Source organism: Telluria sp. PB2R4 (assembly GCF_059685695.1).
On record NZ_JCASIC010000001.1, the window covers coordinates 250,594 to 272,265 of the forward strand.

18 protein-coding genes and 1 pseudogene are annotated in these 21,672 nt (G+C 66.0%); 8 read left to right on the top strand and 11 right to left on the bottom strand.

Translation table 11 applies throughout. The annotated features are described in order from the left end of the window. Window positions 1-210: 210 nt before the first annotated feature. Both AC56LU_RS01110 and cueR read left to right on the top strand, forming a co-directional pair. Complete coding sequence (locus AC56LU_RS01110; protein WP_497173744.1) at window positions 211-2,688, top strand: heavy metal translocating P-type ATPase; 2,478 nt, start codon at window positions 211-213, stop codon at window positions 2,686-2,688. Window positions 2,689-2,708: 20 nt separating this feature from the next. Beyond that, window positions 2,709-3,170 carry a Cu(I)-responsive transcriptional regulator gene (gene cueR, locus AC56LU_RS01115; protein WP_497173745.1) on the top strand — a complete coding sequence of 154 codons (462 nt, stop codon included), beginning with the start codon at window positions 2,709-2,711 and terminating at the stop codon, window positions 3,168-3,170. Window positions 3,171-3,243: 73 nt separating this feature from the next. On the opposite strand, the gene AC56LU_RS01120 is transcribed toward cueR, so the two are convergent. The 4 genes and pseudogenes from AC56LU_RS01120 to AC56LU_RS01135 all read right to left on the bottom strand — a co-directional run bounded on the left by AC56LU_RS01120 (window position 3,244) and on the right by AC56LU_RS01135 (window position 6,583). After that, window positions 3,244-3,438, bottom strand: coding sequence for a heavy-metal-associated domain-containing protein (locus AC56LU_RS01120; protein ID WP_497173746.1), 195 nt, complete (start codon window positions 3,436-3,438; stop codon window positions 3,244-3,246). Between the two features lie 113 nt (window positions 3,439-3,551). Further along, window positions 3,552-4,649 (bottom strand): annotated as a pseudogene (gene ftsZ, locus AC56LU_RS01125) (cell division protein FtsZ); the annotation flags it as partial. Beyond that, window positions 4,621-4,881, bottom strand: coding sequence for a hypothetical protein (locus AC56LU_RS01130; protein ID WP_497173747.1), 261 nt, complete (start codon window positions 4,879-4,881; stop codon window positions 4,621-4,623). The gene AC56LU_RS01130 and the pseudogene ftsZ, both read right to left, overlap by 29 nt. Before the next feature lie 64 nt (window positions 4,882-4,945). Further along, complete coding sequence (locus tag AC56LU_RS01135) at window positions 4,946-6,583, bottom strand: glycoside hydrolase family 43 protein (protein ID WP_497173748.1); 1,638 nt, start codon at window positions 6,581-6,583, stop codon at window positions 4,946-4,948. Window positions 6,584-7,067: 484 nt separating this feature from the next. On the opposite strand from AC56LU_RS01135, the gene trhA reads away from it, so the two are divergent. From trhA to paeA, 5 genes are all read left to right on the top strand, one after another. After that, a complete protein-coding gene (trhA, locus tag AC56LU_RS01140) occupies window positions 7,068-7,685 on the top strand; it encodes a PAQR family membrane homeostasis protein TrhA (protein ID WP_497173749.1) in 618 nt (205 codons plus the stop codon). A gap of 251 nt (window positions 7,686-7,936) precedes the next feature. Continuing rightward, the gene (locus AC56LU_RS01145; RefSeq protein ID WP_497173750.1) at window positions 7,937-8,560 is read left to right on the top strand and encodes a phasin family protein; all 624 of its coding nucleotides are present in this window, start codon (window positions 7,937-7,939) and stop codon (window positions 8,558-8,560) included. Between the two features lie 288 nt (window positions 8,561-8,848). Further along, window positions 8,849-9,442, top strand: a complete 594-nt coding sequence (locus AC56LU_RS01150) for a hypothetical protein (protein ID WP_497173751.1) — start codon at window positions 8,849-8,851, stop codon at window positions 9,440-9,442. A gap of 171 nt (window positions 9,443-9,613) precedes the next feature. After that, on the top strand, window positions 9,614-10,477 hold the full coding sequence (locus tag AC56LU_RS01155; protein WP_497173752.1) for an ADP-polyphosphate phosphotransferase: 864 nt from the start codon (window positions 9,614-9,616) through the stop codon (window positions 10,475-10,477). Window positions 10,478-10,571: 94 nt separating this feature from the next. Then, window positions 10,572-11,894: a polyamine export protein PaeA gene (gene paeA, locus AC56LU_RS01160; RefSeq protein ID WP_497173753.1), complete on the top strand. Its 1,323-nt coding sequence runs from the start codon at window positions 10,572-10,574 to the stop codon at window positions 11,892-11,894. On the opposite strand, the gene AC56LU_RS01165 is transcribed toward paeA, so the two are convergent. From AC56LU_RS01165 to AC56LU_RS01190, 6 genes are all read right to left on the bottom strand, one after another. Beyond that, the gene (locus AC56LU_RS01165; protein ID WP_497173754.1) at window positions 11,873-12,451 is read right to left on the bottom strand and encodes a cytochrome b; all 579 of its coding nucleotides are present in this window, start codon (window positions 12,449-12,451) and stop codon (window positions 11,873-11,875) included. The genes paeA and AC56LU_RS01165 overlap by 22 nt on opposite strands. 83 nt (window positions 12,452-12,534) lie before the next feature. After that, window positions 12,535-13,101: a YceI family protein gene (locus tag AC56LU_RS01170; RefSeq protein WP_497173755.1), complete on the bottom strand. Its 567-nt coding sequence runs from the start codon at window positions 13,099-13,101 to the stop codon at window positions 12,535-12,537. A gap of 246 nt (window positions 13,102-13,347) precedes the next feature. Next, window positions 13,348-13,947, bottom strand: coding sequence for an NAD(P)H:quinone oxidoreductase (gene wrbA, locus AC56LU_RS01175; RefSeq protein ID WP_497173756.1), 600 nt, complete (start codon window positions 13,945-13,947; stop codon window positions 13,348-13,350). Between the two features lie 130 nt (window positions 13,948-14,077). After that, window positions 14,078-14,731 carry a DUF1294 domain-containing protein gene (locus tag AC56LU_RS01180; protein WP_497173757.1) on the bottom strand — a complete coding sequence of 218 codons (654 nt, stop codon included), beginning with the start codon at window positions 14,729-14,731 and terminating at the stop codon, window positions 14,078-14,080. Between the two features lie 110 nt (window positions 14,732-14,841). Continuing rightward, window positions 14,842-16,536, bottom strand: a complete 1,695-nt coding sequence (locus AC56LU_RS01185; RefSeq protein WP_497173758.1) for a PQQ-dependent sugar dehydrogenase — start codon at window positions 16,534-16,536, stop codon at window positions 14,842-14,844. A gap of 8 nt (window positions 16,537-16,544) precedes the next feature. Continuing rightward, on the bottom strand, window positions 16,545-19,643 hold the full coding sequence (locus AC56LU_RS01190) for a glycoside hydrolase family 2 TIM barrel-domain containing protein (RefSeq protein WP_497173759.1): 3,099 nt from the start codon (window positions 19,641-19,643) through the stop codon (window positions 16,545-16,547). 190 nt (window positions 19,644-19,833) lie between these two features. Here AC56LU_RS01190 and AC56LU_RS01195 point away from each other — a divergent pair, with 190 nt between their 5' ends. Then, window positions 19,834-20,799 (top strand): Bug family tripartite tricarboxylate transporter substrate binding protein, encoded by a 966-nt coding sequence (locus AC56LU_RS01195; protein WP_497173760.1) that lies wholly within the window; start codon window positions 19,834-19,836, stop codon window positions 20,797-20,799. Between the two features lie 12 nt (window positions 20,800-20,811). On the opposite strand, the gene AC56LU_RS01200 is transcribed toward AC56LU_RS01195, so the two are convergent. Then, window positions 20,812-21,615 (bottom strand): ThuA domain-containing protein, encoded by an 804-nt coding sequence (locus AC56LU_RS01200; protein ID WP_497173761.1) that lies wholly within the window; start codon window positions 21,613-21,615, stop codon window positions 20,812-20,814. Window positions 21,616-21,672 lie beyond the last annotated feature (57 nt).

Sequence of the window (21,672 nt, forward strand, 5' to 3'; positions counted from 1 at the left end):
TACCGGGAAACGGTACGGAATTGGCCGGACACGGCAGCGTCGCGATGGAAGTCATGGCTGGCCACACGGTCAGCCTGCCTCCGCTGAACAGGGCTTCCAGGGCCTGCGCTCACCTTGCGAGCTGACAAACCGCCAACCCTCGCTTGACATTCCAACGATGGTAAGGTGTAGCCTGTCTGTATGTGGAAAATAATGTACAGGGAGGTAAAGATGAGTAGCCCAGGCAACAGCGCCACGCCGGTCAGCCTGCCGATCGAAGGCATGACCTGCGCCTCGTGCGTCGGCCGCGTGGAAGCGGCGTTGCGCAAGGTCGCCGGGGTCGGCAGCGTTGCCGTCAACCTCGCCACGGAACGGGCCGAAGTCCGTCCCGGCGGCGATGCGCCGCTCGACCGCGCCGCCCTGGTCAAGGCCATCGAGAACGCCGGCTACGACGTGCCCGCCCAGACCATCGAACTGGGCATCGAGGGCATGAGCTGCGCGTCCTGCGTCGGCCGCGTCGAACGCGCCCTGCAGGCCGTGCCGGGCGTGCTGGAGGCCAGCGTCAACCTGGCCACCGAGCGCGCCACGGTGCGCGGGGTGGCGGCGCCGGAAGCGCTGCTGGCGGCGGTCGACAAGGCCGGCTACGACGCCCGGACGCTCGACGCCATGGTGCGCGGCGACGACGCTGCCGACGACAGGAAGGAACAGGAGAGGCTGGCGCTCAAGCGCGACCTGCTGCTGGCGAGCGCGCTCGCGCTGCCGGTGTTCGTGCTGGAGATGGGCGCGCACCTGGTTCCTGCCATGCACCACTGGGTGATGGAGAACATCGGCCGCGGCCCGAGCTGGATGCTGCAGTTCGTGCTGACCACGCTGGTCCTGCTGCTGCCCGGCAGGCGCTTCTACACCAAGGGCTTCCCGGCGCTGCTGCGGCTGGCGCCGGACATGAACTCGCTGGTCGCGGTCGGTACATTGGCCGCGTATGCCTATTCGGTGGTGGCCACCTTCCTGCCGGGCCTGCTCCCGGCCGGCACCATCAACGTCTACTACGAAGCGGCGGCCGTGATCGTCGCCTTGATCCTGCTGGGACGCTTCCTGGAAGCCCAGGCCAGGGGCCGCACCTCGCAGGCGATCCAGCGCCTGGTCGGCCTGCAGGTCAAGGTGGCCCGCGTGCTGCGCGACCGCCGCGTGGCCGAGGTGCCGGTCGGCGAGCTCGCCCTCGGGGACCTCGTCGAGGTGCGGCCGGGCGAACGGATCCCGGTCGACGGCGAAGTTACCGGCGGCGACAGCTACGTCGACGAATCGATGATCACCGGCGAGCCGGTCCCGGTGCGCAAGACCGCAGGCAGCGCCGCGGTGGGCGGCACCGTCAACCAGAACGGCGCGCTGACCCTGCGCGCCACGGCCGTCGGCGGGCAGACGGTGCTGGCCCAGATCATCCGCCTGGTCGAGCAGGCGCAGGGTTCGAAGCTGCCGATCCAGGCCGTGGTCGACAAGGTCACCATGTGGTTCGTGCCGGCGGTGATGACCGCGGCCCTGCTGACCTTCCTGGCCTGGCTGGCCTTCGGTCCGTCGCCGGCGCTGACGTTCGCCCTGGTGAACGCGGTGGCGGTCCTGATCATCGCCTGCCCGTGCGCGATGGGGCTGGCGACGCCGACCTCGATCATGGTCGGCACCGGCCGCGGCGCCGAACTGGGCGTGCTGTTCCGCAAGGGCGAGGCGCTGCAGCTGCTCAAGGATGCGCGCGTGGTCGCCCTGGACAAGACCGGCACACTCACCGAGGGGCGGCCGGCCCTGACCGATCTCGAAGTGGCGCCCGGCTTCGAGCGCGCGCAGGTGCTGGCCCATATTGCCGCGGTCGAGTCGCGCTCGGAGCACCCGATCGCGCGCGCGATCGTCGAGGCCGCCGAGCGCGAGGGGATCGCCGTGCCGGCGCCCGCCGCCTTCGATTCGGTGACCGGCATGGGCGTGCGCGCCGACGTGGACGGCCTGGTCGTCGAGGTCGGCGCCGACCGCTACATGCGTTCGCTGGGACATGGGGTGGACGGCTTCGCGGCAACCGCCGAACGGCTGGCCCGGGAAGGCAAGTCGCCGCTGTACGCGGCAATCGGCGGGCGCCTGGCTGCGATCGTCGCGGTGGCCGACCCGGTCAAGACCGGCACGCCGGCCGCGATCGGGGCGCTGCACGGGCTCGGATTGAAGGTGGCCATGATTACCGGCGACAACGAGCGTACCGCCAGGGCGATCGCGGCACGCCTGGGCATCGACGAGGTGGTGGCTGAAGTGCTGCCCGCAGGGAAGGTCGAGGCGGTGCAGCGCTTGCGGAGCGCGCACGGACGCGTCGCTTACGTGGGCGACGGCATCAATGATGCGCCGGCGCTGGCCGAGGCCGACGTCGGCCTGGCGATCGGCACCGGCACCGACGTGGCGATGGAAGCGGCCGACGTCGTACTGATGTCCGGCAGCCTGCAGGGAGTGCCGAACGCGATCGCGCTGTCGAAGGCGACCATCGGGAACATTCGCCAGAACCTGTTCTGGGCCTTCGCCTACAACACGGCCCTGATCCCTGTGGCGGCAGGCTTGCTGTATCCATCCCATGGCATCCTGCTGTCGCCGGTATTCGCGGCCGGCGCCATGGCCCTGTCCAGCGTCTTCGTGCTCGGCAATGCCCTGCGCCTGCGCGGCTTCCGGGCGCCGATGGCGAACGCCTGAACTGAAACGAGGAGAATCGCATGAATATCGGCGAAGCGGCGAAAGCGTCTGGCGTGTCCGCCAAGATGATCCGCTACTACGAGGAAAACGGCCTGATCCCGCCGGCGGCCCGCAGCGAGGCCGGCTACCGTGGCTATGGCCAGAACGACGTGCATCGCCTGCGCTTCATCCGGCGCGCGCGCGACCTTGGCTTCTCGATGGCCGAGATTGGCGAGTTGCTGGGCCTGTGGAGTGACCGGACGCGCCAGAGCGCCGACGTCAAGCGCCTGGCCCAAGGGCATATCGACGACCTGGAACAACGCATCGGCAAGCTGCGCGAGATGGCCGACACCCTGCGCGGGCTGATCGGCTGCTGCGCCGGCGACGAGCGGCCCGACTGCCCGATCCTGGCCCGCCTGGAGCAGGACGAAGAAGCCGCACCAGTCGCACCGGCAGAGCGCGGCGCCGGGCGCTTGCGCGGCAGGGATCGGGCGCCGACCTAGCACGCATGAAAAAAGGGCGTTTCCTGGGAAGCGCCCCTGTTGTTGCGTGGATCAGGCGTGATGCACAGCCGCCTTATTGCGCGCTCGGCGGGAAACCGGCATCGGCCAGTGCTGTTTCCAGCTGCGCGCGGGTGGCGGACGACACGACTTCCACGCTGCGCTTGGGGGGATCGGCGGTCACCTTTGCCGCGGCGTCGATCGCCTGGATCGCCCTGGTGACGCCGCGTGCGCAGCCGCCGCAGGTCATGTTTTCGATATGGAATCGCATGTCAACCTCCTTGGACTTGTTCAGGCTTCCAGCATAAGCCTTCCAACGATGGGAAGGTCAAGCGCTTTTCGAGTCCATGACCGGGGGCGGCGTCAGGAAGCAAGCCCTTACGGCGCCGTCTGCCGCGGCGCCGGACCCACGCGCGCGTCCTGCTGGAGCGACGCCGGACGGCTTGCCGCCGCAACCCCGCCCTGGCGCAGGATCGGCTGCACCAGCGCGGCCGCGCGCGTGCCCGGCGTGCGCCGTCCCACGGCAAAATCGCTGGGTCGGTTCAGGCCGGTGGCCACCACCGTGACCCGCATGGCGTCGCCCAGGCTGTCGTCGAACACCGCGCCGAACTTGATGATGGCGTCGTCGCTGGTCTGGGTGCAGATCGTGTTCATCACCAGCTTGGTTTCGCGCAGCCGCAGGGTCTCTTCGGATGCGGAGATATTGACCAGCACCCCGCGCGCGGCGCGCAGGTTGGAGCCATCGAGCAGCGGGCAGGCGATCGCTTCTTCGGCCGCCTTGACGGCGCGGTCGTCGCCGGCGTGCTGGGCCGAGCCCATCATCGCCATGCCGGTCTGGCGCATCACCGTGCGGACGTCCTCGAAGTCGACGTTCACCATGCCGGGCACGGTGATGATTTCGGCGATGCCGGTGACCGCCTTGCACAGCACCTCGTCGGCGGCGGCGAACGCGCTCTTCTGGGTGATGTCGTCGCCCAGCACTTCCTCGAGACGGCTGTTGAGGACGATGACAAGCGAGTCGACGCAGCGTGCCAGGGTCGCGATGCCTTCCTCGGCCACGCGCATGCGGCGCGGCCCTTCGAACTCGAACGGTTTCGACACCACGCCCACGGTCAGGATGCCAAGCTCGCGCGCCACTTCGGCGACCACGGGGGCGGCGCCGGTGCCGGTGCCGCCGCCCATGCCGGCCGTAATGAAGACCATGTCGGCGCCCTTGAGCGCGTCGGCAATGACGGCGCGTTCGCGCATCGCGCTTTCGCGCCCGATCACCGGGTCGCTGCCGGCGCCGAGGCCGCCCTCGCCGAGCTGGATGCGTTTTTCGGTCTTGTTGTTCGAGAGTGCCTGCGCGTCGGTATTCGCACAGATGAAGTCGAAGGAGGCCAGGCCGGACGAGGCCATGTGGCTGACGGCGTTACCACCGGCGCCGCCGACACCGATCACCTTGATGACCGTTTCAGGATGGGGAAAGATTGATTCGGACAAGGAGTACTCCGTTTGAAAAAGATGACTGTCGGCGCGCCACGCCATGGCCGGGCTGTTTGCCGCCGCCGGCGTCGGCCGCCGCCGAGCCCATAAGACTATAGGCAAGCGTGCGCACGCGAAAGACTGTAATCGTTTCAAACGAAAGCATTTGTAAGAAGGGGTGCAGGCGTATTTCTTTTGCCTTAAAGCGCCAGTCCCTGCCTGCGCAGCTCATTATCTTGATTGACAGCATTTATTATTGCAGAGTCGATTCATATGTTCGCTTTCTTTCAACGACATCGAGGCAGGCGCGCGCTTCAGCGGGTCACCCGGAAGTAGTCGATGTCGAGGTAGGCGCCGGATGCCCTTGGCGCGTCGCTGACGCTATACAGCCCCATCTGCGCGCCCACCCAGTGCCCCTTGGTGGCGGCGAAAGGCGTGCCGGCCGGTTTGAATTCCTTGCCGTCCACGCTGTACAGGAACTGCGCCTGTGCGCCTTCGGCCATCACCATGCGCAGGGTAAGCGCGTGTGGCGCCCTGGCCATCAGCACGGCGTCGCTTTCGCTGCAGCGTGGCCTGAACGGTGTACAGGTGGTGTACACAAGCTGCAGGTCGCCTGCCTGCTTGCGCAGCCCGAGGGCGGCATAGCTCTGGCCGTTCAGGACCAGGCCCGCGCGATCCCCGTCTTCCGCCCGGTGCAGTTCGAGGCGGGTCTCGAGCGTAAACGTGGTAGCGGGCAGCTTCTGCGAGAGGATGTTCGGCGCTGCGCGCAGGAAGCCTCTGGATTCCGGCGTGGCGACCACTGGCAGGCGCAGGTGCCCGGGACGCGCGGTGAGCGAATACCAGCCGGTTTGCGGGTTGGCATGCCACTGCCACTGCAGGCCAAGCGTCTTGCCGCCGAATTCATCGCTGGTGGGCGGCACCGCGACCGGCTGGCCGGCCACCGGCTTGGTCCAGCTGGACACCGGGTTTCCCACCCCCGGCTTCGGGCCGGGCTTGCCGATGATCGGCCAGCCATCGACCCAGGCCATGGGATTCAGGTGCGTCACGCGGCCGTAGGCCTTGCGGTCCTGGAAGTGCACGAACCAGTCCTTGCCATCCTGCGCGCGCAGCCAGGCGCCCTGGTGCGGGCCGTTGATCGTGGTGTCGCCTTGCTCCATCACGATGCGGTCTTCGTAGGGGCCGCCGATGCTGCGCGAGCGGAACACCGATTGCCAGCCTTCCTCGACCCCGCCGGCAGGGGCAAACACGTAGTACCAGCCCGCATGCTTGTACATCTTGGGACCTTCGAGGGTGCGGTAGCCGGGCAGCTTGTTACCGTCGATGATGACCTTGCCCTCGGTATCCAGCAGGCGCTTGCCGTCCGGGGACATGCTGCGCAGGGTCAGGACGTTGTTGAAGCCGGCGCGGCTCTTGGCCCAGGCGTGCACCAGCCAGGCCTTGCCGTCCTCGTCCCACAGCGGGGCCGGGTCGATGATGCCTTTGCCCGGCAACAGCAGGTGGGGTTCGCTCCAAGGGCCTGCGAAATCCCGGGCCGTGATGAGGTAGACGCCATGGTCCGGATCCGGGTAGAAGATCCAGAACTTGCCGTCGTGATGGCGCAGCGAGGGCGCCCACACGCCCGCGCCGGTGCGCGGCGTGGCGAAGTGCGCGGCCGGTACCAGCCGGGGCAGGGCGTGCCCGACCAGCGTCCAGTTGACCATGTCCTTCGACTGCAGCAGCGGCAGGCCGGGCGCGCTGTTGAAGCTGGAGGCGGTCATGTAGTAGGTGTCGCCCACGCGCACGGCGTCGGGGTCCGAGTAGTCGGCATTGAGGATCGGATTCCGGTAGCTGCCGTTGCCCAGGTCCGCGACCCAGGCATCGCTGCGCGGCGCGGCATGGCCGGCGCAGGCCAGCAGGGAAAGAAGAAGGGTGGCGCCGGCATGGCGCGGCGTCCGGAGCATGGTGGTTTTCATGTCGAATGGAGTGGGGTGATCGATGCAGGCTGCGGTTGATTCATGGGCGACGGACACCCTGTGCGTCCCATGTCGTTGGTGGGCTGGTAATTATTATGAGTAGGTTAGCAGAACGAATTTGGTCTGGCCAATCATTCTAAGTGGTCTGAAAGAAGCGGGTCGGCCTGCCGGTTCCAGTGGTGTCTCTGCACTGGCAATAAAGGCTTACACTATTTCTCGTGAACGCAGGGTGATTAAGGCCATCGAAACTTCCGCCGGACCCGACACAGGGCAAGCACCCGGGATCCTGGAAGGGCGCGCCATATTTGTTTCCCGGCACTGGAGATCGCAGCCGGCCAGAACCTTGATCGAGTCCGCGATGGCCGACTGCCGGTGTCCTACCCGGCGCTGGCCGGTAGCGACGGGGGATAGGCTACAGTCGAACGCTGCCGTTTGTCCTTTCCTGGTCGGCACCGGCATCGGTTGGACTGCATGGGATTGGCACATGTATCACGGTGAACGGTTCAACAGCATCTCGCATGCCGTGGGCGCGGTCTTCGCAGCCTGCGGCGGTGTGCTCCTGATCGTCGTGGCAGCGCGCAGCGGCGACCCGTGGAAGATCGTGGGTTGCAGCGTCTACGCGGCCATGCTGCTGATCCTGTACCTGACTTCCACGCTCTACCACAGCCTGCGTGGTGCGGCCAAGGATGTGCTGCGAAAGATGGACCATTGCGCCATCTATCTCCTGATCGCAGGTACTTATACTCCGTTCACCTTGGTCACGCTGCGCGGGACCGTCGGTTGGACCATGTTCGCCGTCGTGTGGACGCTGGCGCTTGTGGGCGTCCTCCAGGAAGTCTGGTACGCCAAGGGGACGCGCATTCTGTCGCTCGTCATCTATCTGGTAATGGGCTGGCTCGCCCTCGCCTGTATCGGGCCCCTGGTGGATGCGTTCGGCCGCGCCGGCTTTGCCTGGCTGGCCGCAGGCGGGCTGTTCTATACGTTCGGCATCGCTTTTTATGCCACCGACCACAAGCTGCGTCATGGCCATGGGATCTGGCACCTGTTCGTCATCGCCGGCAGTACCTGCCACTATATCGCCATTCTGTTCCACGTTGCCTGAGACTAGGTGGTGAGGGCCGCAGCGAGGCTGTTCTCAGAGCAGAATATTGCCGCCTACTATTACACAAAAATACATGCTCACACCGACCGCACGTACGCGAAAAATAGCGCATAGTGTGAAGGTCAACACGATCTCCACCGGTCGTTCTCTCCCAGACGGCATCTGCCGTGCTGCCCTGTTCGCCAGATAGTTCAACGCATTGCGTCCGGCGTGCCGCTTCTCCATTCTTTACTTACTTTACAAGGTACTTCATGTATCCATTCGCCCAATCCGTCAGTCCCGCCGTGCGTTCGCATGTCGACGCCAATACCGCATTCCTGAACGAACTTTCGCAAGCCATGTCGCGCTCCTTCCAGCAGATCTGTCAGCTGAACATGCAGCTGGGCCAGACCCTGCTCGAGGAGGCTGCCAGCACTACCCAGCGTATGCTGAGCAGCGGGCGGCCGACCGACGCACTGTCGGCAGCGGCGTCGTGTGCCCAGCCCGCCGCCGACAAGCTGCGTGCCTATCAGCAGCAGCTGTCGCACATCGCCGCCTCGACCCAGGTCGACCTGACCCGCGTCACCGAGCACCATGTGCAGGAGACGTCCCGTACCGCACGCGCGCTCGCTGACGACGTGACCCGCGCCACGGCCGAGGAAACCAACACCAGCTTGCGCCAGCACGAGGAAACCCTCAAGCAGTCACGCGAAGCATTCATGCGCGAGGCCGAGCGCGGCGCCAAGGCCGGCGCCCAGTTCCAGGGCAACCTGCAAAGCAGCACCGAGGGCGCGGATGGAAAGTTTGGCGGCCAGCCTGGCTCCAAGGCCCCCGGCAACATGCAGGGCGGAGGCAGCACCCAGGCCGGCAACAAGGTCTCGTCCCCGGCGCGCTGATCTTTTTTACTCACCCAGGCCCTGCGGGGCCGTTGCTTCACTGGAGCCCATCATGAGCAAGAATCAAGACGCGAAGCGATCCACGAAAAAAGAGCCGGTCAAGACGCCGAAGGAGAAAAAGGCCGACAAGAAAGTCAAGAAGGCCGAGAAGATGCGACAATGACAGCTATTCCTGTGAGACAAGCATCTGGCCGTGACGTGCCCGGACGCGTCGAAGGAAGCCCGTGAGCCGTTGATCGTTCCTTTGGTTGATCGACGGCGTCGTTGTTTACTGCCGATTTCAATGGAATGATCCCTTTCACCTTCAACGACATCGAGGTAGGCGCGCGCCTGGTCGAGGCCCTCGCACGCCAGGCGACGTCCCTGCGCGGCATGCCGATCGTGTACGGCGACCTGCTGACGCTGGCGCGCTCCCTGCATCCGAGGGACGAGGTGCTGGCGCGTGCGGTACCGGTGGGCCTTGGTCCCAAGCTGCGCTTCGTGCAAGGCTTTTGCGCCGCGCATGGCTATCCGAACCTGGCGTCCCTCGCGGTGGACAGGCAGAGCTTGCGGCCGTGGTCCGGCCATGGGGACGACTGGGAAGCCGAGCAGCGCGCCGTCGGCGGCTTCGACTGGAGCACCGCGGGCGGCCAGCTTCCCGGCTACGTGGACGCGATGCGCGCCAAGGTGCCGGCACGCTTCAAGCCGCGCAAGGAAAGGCCGGCGGACGTGGCCTGGTATGCCTATTTTTGTTCGCACCGGGCGGTCTGCGAGAAGCTCACGCCGGAAGACAAGACCGAGATCATCAACCAGCTGATGGCCGGGCTCGACCCCGAAACGGCGCTGGGGCGCGTGCTGGCCGCGAAGCAGGAATTCGGCAGCGCGCCGGCCGGGGAGAAATGACGCCGTCCTGGCGCAGCACATCGTGCTGGTCCGAGTCCTGGGTATTGTCGCGCTCGGCGGCGCCGCGCACGGGCTGCTGGCGCTACAATCGGGCGATGGATCGCGCAAGCCGTCACCATTGCCGGGGCAGGACAAGCGCGGAGTCCGACAGCTTTTTTGAGGCGGGCGCAGATGAAGATCGACGTACAGCGTTTTTGCGTGAGCGGAGCGCGCAGCATCGGGCTCGAAACGCTGCCGACCGAGGTCGACCCGGTGTACCGCACCAGGCAGCACTACCGCGATATACTCGCGCGCCATGTTGCCCGGCTCAGTGCACGGCAGCAGGTCCTGTTTGCCTCGAACAGCCATGCGGTCCTGCTGATCTTCCAGGCGATGGATGCGGCGGGAAAGGACGGCGCCATCCGGCACGTGATGTCGGGCGTGAATCCCCAGGGTTGCCAGGTGCACAGCTACCAGCATCCGGCCCCGAGGGAACTGCGCCACGATTTTCTCTGGCGCACCACGCTCGACCTTCCGGAACGCGGCCAGATCGGCATCTTCAACCGGTCTTATTATGAGGAGGTGCTGATCGCCCGCGTCCACCCCGAGATCCTGCGCAGCGAAGGATTGCCCCGGACCTGCGACGAGACGGTCTGGCCCGAGCGCTACCGCTCGATCCGCAACCTGGAGCGTCATCTTCATGCAAACGGCACCCGCATCATCAAGTTCTTCCTCCATCTCTCACCGGAAGAACAGCGCAAGCGCCTGCTCAAGCGGATCGACGATCCGAAAAAGAACTGGAAGTTCAGCCTGGCAGACGTCCGGGAACGTGAATTCTGGGGCGACTACATGCGCGCCTACGAGGAATGCATCAACCGCACCAGCACCCGCGACTCACCCTGGTACGTGGTGCCGGCCGACGACAAGAAGAACGCCCGGCTGATCGTCTCGCAAATCGTCCTCGACGCACTCGACGCGCTGGCGCTCCGGTATCCACGCGCGGATGCGCAACAGCGCGCGGCACTGCAGGCAATCCGCCGGCGCCTGGACACCTGAGGACGCCTCGTCCGGCTTTCGTTGCCAGAAATAATTGTCAAACGTATACTCGGGTCCCATGGCGGCGCGTTGCCGTCGTCGAACAGGGTGTCCCGTGAGCTTGTTTCAACATATCGTCCTGATGATCCTGCTGGTGCTGGCCGCCGGCTTCCTGTCGCTTACGGAGATCGCCTTTGCCGGCGCGCGCAAGATCAAGCTCAAGCTCCTGGCCGAGGCCGGCGACGAGCGCGCCCTGAAGGTGATCGCGCTGCAGACGCAGTCGGCGGAGTTCTTCGCCGCTTCCCAGATCGGCCTGAACGCGATCGCCATCCTGGGCGGCATCCTGGGCGAGGGCGCGCTGCGGCCCTTCTTCATCGACTGGGTGGCGCGCGTGTATGCCGGCCCGGCGCTCGAGAACATCGGCTTCGCGCTGTCCTTCCTGTTCGTCACCTGCCTGTTCATCCTGTTCGCGGACCTGATGCCCAAGCGTCTGGCCATGATCGCACCCGAGCGCATCGCCGTCGCGGTGATCAAGCCGGTGCAGCTGTACATCCGGATATGCAAGCCGCTGGCATGGGCGCTGAACCTGGTGGCCAACCTGATCTTCCGCATCTTCAAGATCGATACCACGCGCGAAGACAGCATCACTTTCGACGAGATCTCGGCCGCGGTCGAAGCGGGCGCCCAGGCCGGCGTGCTGCAGAAGCAGGAACAGCACTTCATCGAGAATGTGTTCGAACTCGAGTCGCGCTCGGTGGCCTCGGCCATGACGAACCGCGACAGCATCGTCTACTTCACCCTGACCGAGAACGAAGCGAGCATCCGCCAGAAAGTGGCCGGGTACTCGAAATTCCCCGTGTGCGACGGCAGCATCGACCGGGTGATCGGCTACGTCGATACACGCGACATCCTGGTGCGGCTGCTGAACAAGCAGTCGGTGTTCCAGCTGAACGAATCGAGCGTGCGCACCATCCTGATCATTCCCGACACGCTGACGCTGTCCGAGCTGCTCGACAAGTTCCGCGCCACCAAGGAAACCTTCGCGGTGGTGATCAACGAATATGCCCTGGTGATGGGCGTGATCACCCTGAGCGACATCATGCTGACCGTGATGGGCAGCTGGGGCAGTCCGCTCGACCAGGACGACCAGATCATGCAGCGCGAGGACGGTTCATGGCTGATCGACGGCAGCACGCCGGTCGGCGACGTCAAGCGCCTCGTCGGACTCGAGAGCCTGCCGGACGAGGAAAACTACGAGACCGCGGCCGGCTTCATGATGTACATGCTGCGCAAGGTTCCCAAGCGGACCGACAGCGTCGAATACCAGGGGGTCAAGTTCGAGGTGCTGGATGTGGACCACTACCGGATCGACCAGCTGCTGGTGAGGATCCTGCCGCCCGCGCATGCCGAGACTGCTCACGAAGGCAGCTTGAGGTAAACCCCGGGCTGCGCCGACAGGCCCTGCTTGGTTTCCCGGCTGACGTCGTCAGCCAGCACTTCCATTTCGCCCGCTTCGATGGCCGCGAGGCCGAGCTTCGCGACATCCAGCGGAAGGGTCTTTGGTACTTCCAACCCGCGCGTCAGGGGCGGCATCGTGGCGCAGGTGGTGGTAACCGACCCCAGGCGCCTTTGTCCCGGCCCGGCAGCATGCTGTCCAGCACACCGTCCCGGTCGTGGAAATGGTGCTTCAGCGCGGCGGCGGCGTGCCCGAGCACCAGCAGGCCGACGCTCCACGAAAGCCATGGAGGAAGGAAGGGCCGGGACGGGATGCTTCCAGCGCCATACGATGCGCAGCACGGTCAGGAACACCACGGTGCTGGCAAGGGCCTTGTGCAGGATGGTCAGCTCGTGGTGAGCATTGAGCGCGTCGCGGAAATGCACGGCAATGAAGCCGATGATCCAGGCGGCGATCCAGATCATGGCCATCAGCCAGTGCTGGAACTTGGACAGCGGATGATATCCGTGCGTGTCGATCGGGCTGGCGGGATAGCGCATGGCAGGGCGAAAGCGGATGGGAGGCGGAAAAGCGTGCCGATGCCGGCGCCGATCAAGGCGCCGCCGCATCGGGCGCTGCCGGCTTACTGCTTGACGGCTTCGACGGCGATCGTCAGGGTGACGTCGTCGCCGACATGCGGTGCGTATTTGCCGGCATTGAACTCGCTGCGCTTGATCCTGGCGACCGCGTTGGCGCCGCAGGCATCCTTCTTGAGCATCGGATGCGGCATGCAGTGGAAGGAGGTGACTTCGAGGCGAACAGGCTTCGAGACACCCTTGATGGTGAGCGTGCCGTCGACCGACGCCAGCTTGTCGCCGGCGAAGTTCAGTTTGCTCGACTTGTAGGCGATGGTCGGATATTTTTTGGTATCCAGGAAGTCTTCGGCCTGGATGTGCTCGTTAAACAGGGGGAAGCCGGTGTTCACGCTGGTGGTGTCGATGGTGACGTCGATCGAACCGCTCTTGGCGGCGCGGTCGAGCACGATCGTGCCGGTGGTCTTGTCGAAACGGCTGACCTGGTTCGAGTAGCCGAAATGGCTGTACTCGAAACGCGGGAAGCTGTGGGAGCCATCGATGACATAGGTTTCCGGTGCGGCAAGCGCAGCGGTCGAAACGGCGGCCGATAACAGCAGAAGAGCGATTTTTTTCATGATGAATCCTTGGTGCTGGGAGAGGGAAACCGGCATGCCGAACGGGGCGCCGGAACAAGGATCACAGTATGCCGGGATTGCCGGCTGGGAAAAAACGGAAAATTTACCATTCTATGTTCGAATTTTTCGAACATAGACTCGACAGCATGATGTGAAGCGGTGGAATAAAAGACCTGGCCCGCGGACGGGCCAGGAAACGCCGACCCCGGAGACGTGGGGGGAAGCGTCGACGAATCCGCGTTCCTGCTACTCCGCAAGCTTGGCGGCGGTCCGGGCGACCAGCTCGCCCTGGTGGCGCGCGCCGTCCAGTTCGTTGCTGCTCGGCTGGCGCTGCCCCTGACCGCCGGCGATGGTGCTGGCGCCGTAGTGGCTGCAGCCGCTGATGTCGTCGAGCGTCATCTGGCCGCCGAAGCTGTAGGGCAGGCCGACGACCACCATCCCGAAGTGCAGCAGGTTGGTGATGATCGAGAACTGCGTGGTCTCCTGTCCGCCGTGCTGGGTGGCGCTCGAGGTGAAGGCGGCGCCCACCTTGCCGTGCAGGGCGCCGCGCGCCCACAGCGCGCCGGTCTGGTCGAGGAAGGCCGCCATCTGCGAGGGCATGCGGCCATAGCGGGTCGGCGCGCCGATGACGATGGCATCGTAGTCGGGCAATTCGTCGACAGTGGCAATCGGTGCCTGCTGGTCGAGCTTGAAGTGGGCGCCGCGGGCAATCGTCTCGGGCACCGTTTCGGTTACCCGCTTGATGTCGACGCTCGCACCGCCAGCGCGTGCGCCTTCGGCGATCGCCCCGGCCATCTGCTCGATGTGGCCATAGGTCGAGTAATACAGAACCAGTACCTTCGTCATGTTTGCCTCCCTTCAGGTGAGGAATGTATTCTACGAAGGCCGGCATATGGCGGCGAGTGAATCGGTGTGAAGCCTTGTGAATGCGGCCAGGTCCTGCGCCAGATGGTCCGAGCGGACCGGGCGCGATCTGTCAGCCCGCGTCCAGGCCGAGCAGGGCGTGGACGGTACGCGCGCCCGCAGGAGTCAGGAACCAGAACAGCGCGGCGCAATTGATGGCAACCGTCCACCAGTACGCAATCTGGAAACTCCGCTTTGCCGACTTGTGCCGCAACAGTGCCTGCGCCAACAGGGCGCCCGGCCAGCCGCCCGCCAGGCCGAACAGGTGCAGGGTGCTTTCCGGCGTCCTGCGCCGGTCCTCGCGCGCCGCCGCCTTGTCGATCGCATATGCCACGAACGCGAAGCAGCTCATCCCGACGTAAATGAAGAAGACCAGCAGGGGCAGCACGCCCCTCGCTGCCAGCAGCGCGAGCATTCCGAGGAAACCGGCCGCCACCAGTATCGAACGCCCCCGCGGACTGCTTTCTGCGATACGCGAAGCGGCGGTACGCGAAGCGGTGGCGCGCACGAAGCGCACGTTCGCGGCGCGTGCCTGCCCTTTGTCGTTCGTGCCCAGCTCGTAGTTGACCAGGTCGCCCTCGGCGGGGCGCGCGCCTTGTCGCGCAAACGTCTTGGCATGGACGAAGACCGCCGCGCCACCGCCATTGGGCGTGATGAAACCAAAGCCCTGCTCATCCTTCCAATGCGTGATTTTTCCTGCAAAACGGGGGCGTTGGCGCTGACGCATGCGGATGCTTCCTGTGCTGTAGACAGGAAGCAGTGTAGTGCTGATTTTACTGCTGAGCAACTCTCGGCAGGGCGCCGCGCCGGCGATCCGGCGGGTGTGAACTCCCGGGTTTATCCGCCCCTGGCGGGATAGACCCGCCAGATTTCGCCGGTCACGTCGTCGACCACCAGCAAGGAGCCGTCATCCTGCATTTCCACCCACGACGGCCGTCCCCAGACCTCCTTGTCGCTGACGACGAAACCGGTCATGAAGTCCTGGTACTTCCCCGTCGGTATGCCGTTCTTCATGAACACGCGCACCACCTTGGAGCCGGTGCGCGTCGCGCGGTTCCATGAGCCGTGCAGCGCCAGGAACATCTCGCCATCGTATTCCGGCGCGAAGGCGGCGGGGGCGGCCGGGCTGCGCTGGTACAGCACCATGCCTAGCGGGGCCGAATGGGCGGTCAGCAGCAGGTCGGGGGTGATGACCTTGCCCTTGAGGTCGGGCCGGCGCCCCTTCAGGCGCGGGTCTTCGTTGTTGCCGATGTAGTACCACGGCCAGCCGTAGAAGCCGCCATCCTTCACCCGGGTGAGGTAGTCCGGCGGCAGGTTATCGCCCAGCAGGTCCCGCTCGTTGACGCTGCAGTAAAGATCGCCGCTGCGCGGGTGGCGGTACATGCCGACACAGTTGCGCAGCCCTGTGGCAAACGTCCGCTTGCCGCTGCCGTCGGGATTGAAGGACAGGACCACGCCGCGGTCCAGTTCTTCGTCCCAGGCGGCGCCGACGCCGTGGAGGCGTTCCCATTCGGGAAGCGGAACCGGCGGGCGCGGGGCGATCTGCTCGCCGATATTCGATGCCGAGCCGATCGAGACGTACATGGTCTTGCTGTCGCTGGAAAAGACCAGCGTACGGGTGGTGTGCGCACCCGGCGCCGCCACCAGGTGCGGCACCACCACTTCGGGCGCGGCGCTGGCCACCAGGTCGCCGTTCTTGTAGGGGAAGCGCACGATCGAGTTCACATACGCGACGTACAGGTACTGCGGGTTCGGGCCGACCGGCCAGAAGGCGAAGCCGAACGGACGATTGAGGTCGGAGGCGAAGGTGCTGACCGTGTCGGCGGTCTCCCCGGTCGACGAGCGCAACACCTTGATCACCCGGCGCGACATCGAGCCGAGGAAGATGTCGCCGTTGGGCGCCTTGGCCATGATGCGTCCGCGGTCCGGATCCGTCGCCCACAGATTGACCTTGAAGCCCGTTGGTACCGATGGCAGAACATTGGGCGGACGCGGCACGGTGGTGGGTGGATTGCCGGCGCTGCCGGTGGCGAACGGTTTGGCCAGGCTGCTGGCGCGCAGCTCATGGATGCGGCCGGGATGGTCGTCGCTCCAGTGCTCACCCGCAGGAGCGATGGCGGCCGCCGCGGTCTTGGGCGCAGCTGCGGTTCCGCGCACCGTTGCCAGATAGCCGATGAGGGCCCGGCGGTCGTTCGGGTTCGGGACGTTGACCGGCATCGTGGTGCCGGGTGCATACCCGCCGGGGTCCTTCAGGAAGAGATCCAGCTCAGCGGCGCTCCAGCGCTTGCCGGCTGCGCCGGCCGCACCCAGTGCCTTCGAGTAGCCGAATCCCGGTACGCCCGCGACCCGTCGTCCCAGCACATTGAACAGTCCCGGCCCCGACAAGGCCGCGGTGTCGGGCGTCACGGTATGGCACATGGCACAGTTCGACGTGAACAGCTTCTTACCTGCAGCGGCATCGGGGGCGGGCGCCGCGTGCACGCCGGCAGCAATGAAGAGCGTCAGCAAGGTGATTGTTCGGAGGTGGCGCATGGGAGTCGTCATTGGTCGTAGCTGTGATAAAAAGGCCTGAACACAACCGGGGTGATACCGGGTGCCCCGAACCAGCGGGCCAGCGCCGGGGACCAGGCACCTGTGACGGGTGCAAGGGTGAACGCGCCGGCGATGCGGACCGGCTTGGTGAGCAGGATCGTGGTCTCCGGCGCCGTACCCTTGTTTCCCAGGCCGCCGATCAGCGCGTTATGGCTCAGGAGGGTGCGGTCTGCGTCGCGCTCCACCGCGATGTCGGCCGCCGGCATGGCAAACGCGAAGCCGGCGCCGTCCGCGCCGGTCAGCAGGGCGACTTCGGTGGCGCGCCGGTTACCCTGGAAGTGCAGGTCGTCCCGGTGCAGATGGTAGAGGCCGAACTCGTTGAGCCTGTCCTTGCCCGGGTAGCCGGCGTAGGGACCCTGGCCGATCCAGCGGAAGTCCTCGCTACCTGCCGGCGCCATCACCGACAGTCCGGCTTCGGACAGCGCGCCCTGCGCATTGACCGGAACGAAATCGTAACTGACGGCGATTGCGCCGCCGGGGCCGATGTCCAGCACGAACCCGCCCCGCAGACCCTCGCCGCGCGCTGCGCCGGGCCGCGATGTCGTGGCGGCGCCGGCGCCTTGCACCAGATCGTCGGGGACGGCGGCGGGCGCCGCCCGGGTGGCGACCTGGGGCGCCGCCGCCGCGATGGCGGCATCGTCCTGCAGGGGATAGTGACCCGACACCGTAACCCTGACCCTGTCCCCAACCCGCCGCACCTCGACCTCCGCGCCTTCCAGCCTGCGCAGGACCGACGACAGCCACAGGCCTGATCTGGCCGAACCGAGCGCCTCGGCCATGGTCGGCTTGCGACCGCCGTGCGGGACGATGCCGGCAACCAGCAGCTTGCCAGCCCGGTCGCGGATCGTCACCTCGCCGGTCGCGCGCTGGACCGTCAGCACCCATGCGGGAAGCGCCACGCTGACCTGCTGCGCGCTTTCCGTCACGACCGGCGCGCCCGCCACGCCTTGGGCGGTGGCGAGCAGCCGCTCGGCCGCGCGCTGCTCCGCGCCATTCAGGCTCAGGCGCAGCACGCGCTCGTTGACCTGCATGCCATCTTCATCGACCGCGCGCAACGCCAGGGCCAGCACGTCGGCATCCGCATCCGCCGGAATATCCACCGGAATCCGCAGCGTCTCGCGGGTGCGGGACGCGGCCTGCAGCGCGACCTGGCCTGCCTGGATGTCCTTGCCATTGCGCTGCAGGCTCCATTGCAGCGTGAAGCCGGCGAGCGATCGAAAGTCGTGACGGTTCTCGACCGTGACCGCGATCGTCCCGGGCCCCGGCTGGACGGCGGCGCTGCGCTCAAGCAGCTGCACCGGCGCGTACACCTTGCGCATCTGCCAGTAGTCCACCTGCGGCGTGCGGTCGGCATAGGTCAGGCCATCGGCGCCGTCCAGGCCATTGGTATCGTAATAGCGCTGGGGGTCGATCCAGGCCACCTGGGTGCGCTTTTCCCTGTCCACGGGCGTCGCGCTGGTCCGCAGGATGCCCTGGTCGTGGAAGTGCCAGATCGACCCGCCCGCAAAGTTCCGACTCGCCTGTATCAGGTCCCACTGGTCCTGCATGCGGTCGGTGGCCAGGCCGAGCGCGTGGGCATACTCGGTCAGGATCGCCGGCCGCTTGAGCTTTTCGGTATAGCCCTTGAGGGTGGCATTGCTCGGATAGTGCGGGGCATGGATGTCGACGAAGGCCGGGATGCGCTCGTGGTTGGCGGCAAAGTAGCTGCCGATCTTCGGAATGGTGACGGGGCGGGTGGGGTCCAGCTGCTTGGCGAGCCGGGCCGCCTCGAGTTCGGCGTCGTTGATCGGGTTCTCGTTCCCGATGCTCCAGATCAGCACCGAAGGCCGGTTCTTGTCGCGCATGATCGTGGGCGCCACGCGCGCCAGGATATTCTCGCGGTATTCCGGCTTGTCCAGGTTCTTCTCGCCGTGGCCGATCGACACCTCGTCCATCACGTAGATGCCCATTTCGTCGCAGAGTTCGAGCAGGCGCGGATGCGGCGGATAGTGCGAGGTACGCAGGTAGTTGACGTTGGCCCGCTTCATCAGGGCGAGGTCCTGGCGCATCTGGGCTTCGGTGACGGCGCGGCCGGTGCGCGGTTCGAGATCGTGGTGGTTGACGCCGCGCAGCTTGATCGGGCGGCCGTTCAGCAGCAGCACGCCGTCCTCGATGCGCACTTCGCGCAGGCCGATCCGCTCCTCGACCGTCTGCAGCGTCTTGCCGTCCTTGGAGACGGTCAGTTGCAGCCGGTACAGCGACGGGGTCTCGGCGCTCCAGAGCCTGGGCGCGTCCACCCGGATCGACGCGGCGTGACGCTTGCCGGCTGTGCGGCGCAAGCGGACGTTACCGACGGTGCGGCCGTCGGGCCCGACCAGCCTGGCATGGACGCTTCCTTGCGCGGTACTCAAGGCCACGTCGAGCGCCAGTTCGGCTGCGCCCCCGGCCAGCCTGGTGCTGGCGGTGTAGTCCTGCAGGTGGGTCGGCGGCACGGCAAACAGCGTGACGTCGCGGTAGATGCCGGACAGGGACCAGTCGTCGTTCAGGTCGAATTCCACGCCATGCGGGCGGGTAAGGACGCGCACCGCCACCACGTTGTTGGCCTTGCGCCCGTGGCGCAGGACATCGCTCACATCGAACGTGTGCCGGTTGAAGGCGCTCGCCGTCGACGCACCCGCCTTCTTGCCGTTGACCCAGATCTCATAGCCATAGGCGACGCCCTCGAAGCGCAGGAAGATTTTCCGTCCCTGCCAGTTGGAGGGAAGCTGGAAACTTCTCCGGTACAGGCCCTGTCCCTCCTTCAGGTGGTCTCCATACACCGGCTCGGCGAAACCGTGCAGCTCCCAGTTGGCAGGCACCGGGATCGTCGGCCAGTTTGAAGCGTCGAAGTGCGGGGAGGCAAAGCCGGCATCGGCGCCCGGCGCCGGCCCTGGCTGGTACTTGAACGACCACTGGCCGTTGAGCGTTTGCCGGAAGACCGCATCGCTGGAAGGGTAGGCGGATGCGGCATGGGCTGCTGCGAGGGCCTGCAGCAGCAAGGCCAGGATAGTAATGGTGGATCGGACCATGATCGGATGTGTCTGCGGTGGCGTCGGCAGCGCCGATTTTCCCCCCAACCATGTCGCAGCGCGTGCCGGAATGCGGATCAGCAAGAAAAAATCAGGCGCGTGAGCAGTTCGGCCCGCTGAGGGGCTCTATCCTTTTTCCCGGGCCGGTTTCCATGTGTGGTTTAATCGCCTACACCTGAGGAGACCGAGAATGAATGCGAAAAGGCTGCTGCTGGGACTGTGCGTGGGGATGTCGGTCGCGCTGGGCGTGCAGGCCGCCTATCCGGAGCGGCCGATCACCATCGTCGTGCCCTTCCCGGCGGGAGGATCGACCGATGCGATTGCCCGCGCGGTCGGTGCGAAGCTTGCGCTGCGCCTGGGCCAGCCTGTGATCGTCGACAACCGCCCGGGGGCGACCGGCGCCATCGGGGCCGGCATGGTCAAGCGCGCCGCACCGGACGGCTACACCGTGATGGCTGCATCGATCGGCGTGTATGCCATGAACCAGTGGCTGCAGAAGAAGCTGCCCTACGACCCAGCCAGGGATTTCGACTTGCTGACGGTGGCGGTGCAGGCGCCGAACGTGCTGGTGGTGCATCCGGCGGTGCCAGTCAATACGGTGCCTGAGCTGATCGCCTACCTGAAGAAGAAGCCAGGCAAGCTGGCTTTTGCGTCGTCCGGAAACGGCAGTTCCGACCACCTGACGGCTGAACTGTTCTGGCAGAAGAGCGGCACCAGCGGCCTGCATGTGCCCTACAAGGGTGGCGGGCCGGCGATCACCGACCTGCTGGGCGGGCAGACCTCGGCCTCGTTCGTCAACGTGAATACCGCACTGCCTCACATCCGGTCGGGCAGGTTGAAGGCGCTGGCCGTGACCGCCGGGCGCCGCTCTCCCGTCCTGCCCAAGGTGCCGACGCTGGCCGAGTCCGGCGTGCCTGGCGTCGACGTCTATTCGTGGCAGGCGTTCGCGGCACCGAAAGGCTTGCCGACGGCGGTGAAAGCGAAGCTGCACGGCGCGATCGTCGCCGCCTTGAGGGAGCTCGACGTGCGCGACAAGCTGGTCGAACAGGGCTTCGACATCGTGGCGAATTCGCCGGAGCAGTTCGCGGCCTTCCAGCTGGTCGAGCAGGAGCGCTGGAGGAAGGTCATCGTGGGCGGCAAGATCAGCGCGAACTGACGGGCGTCCTGGTCACAGCCTCCCGACCGCCCACAGCACGCCGCGCGCGACCAGGTCGAGGTAGCGCGGGTCATCCATCACCGCCATGTTGTGCGCCAGCGTGGTACTGAACACGCGCGTGCGCTTCGGCCCATAGGTGTGGGTCCAGGCCACGGTATACAGCTTGGCGCGGTCCGCTTCGATGCCGGACTCCGGCTGCACGCCGGTCAGCACGGGCGTCACGCCGAAGCTGGTCAGGTTGTTGTACAGCTCGTCCTTGCCGGTCGTGTAGGGGATGAAGCCTTTTGCGACAGGGTGATCGTTGCCTGCGAGCGCCAGCCGGATCGGCGCTTGCGGTCCGTGGCCGCTCGACTGGATGCCCGTGAATTCGAACCAGCGCGCATTCGCGTCGCCCGCCTTCACTGGCTGCTTCCAGTTGCCGGAGCGGTAGGAGTGCATGGCGCAATGCAGGTTCACCGCCGGAATCCCCTTGATGTGCGGCGCCAGTACCGCGTCGAGTGCTTGCGCGCTGTCCTCGTCGGCCGCGCATTCGTTGTGGATCACCACATCGTAGCCGTCCGCATAATGCGGGTTGCCGTAGATCGGCAGGGCGGGGCGGGTGGCCTTCTCGCCAGGCTTGGGATCATAGTAGACGTGGCTGACCTGCGCGGGCATCCGTTCCTTGAGCGCCCGCTCAAGCACGTCGCGCTGCTGCGGATAGTCGTGGCAGCAGCCGCCGCTGACGATCAGCACCTTGATGGGTTGACTGGGCTCGGCCTGGGCCGGGGGCAGGACGGAAAGGGAAAGCGCAAGCGCTGCGGTGATCGTGTTCAGCATGTCGCCTCAGGATGGTTGTCGATGCGGGCAGGAGGAATATAGGCGATAAGCGAGGCA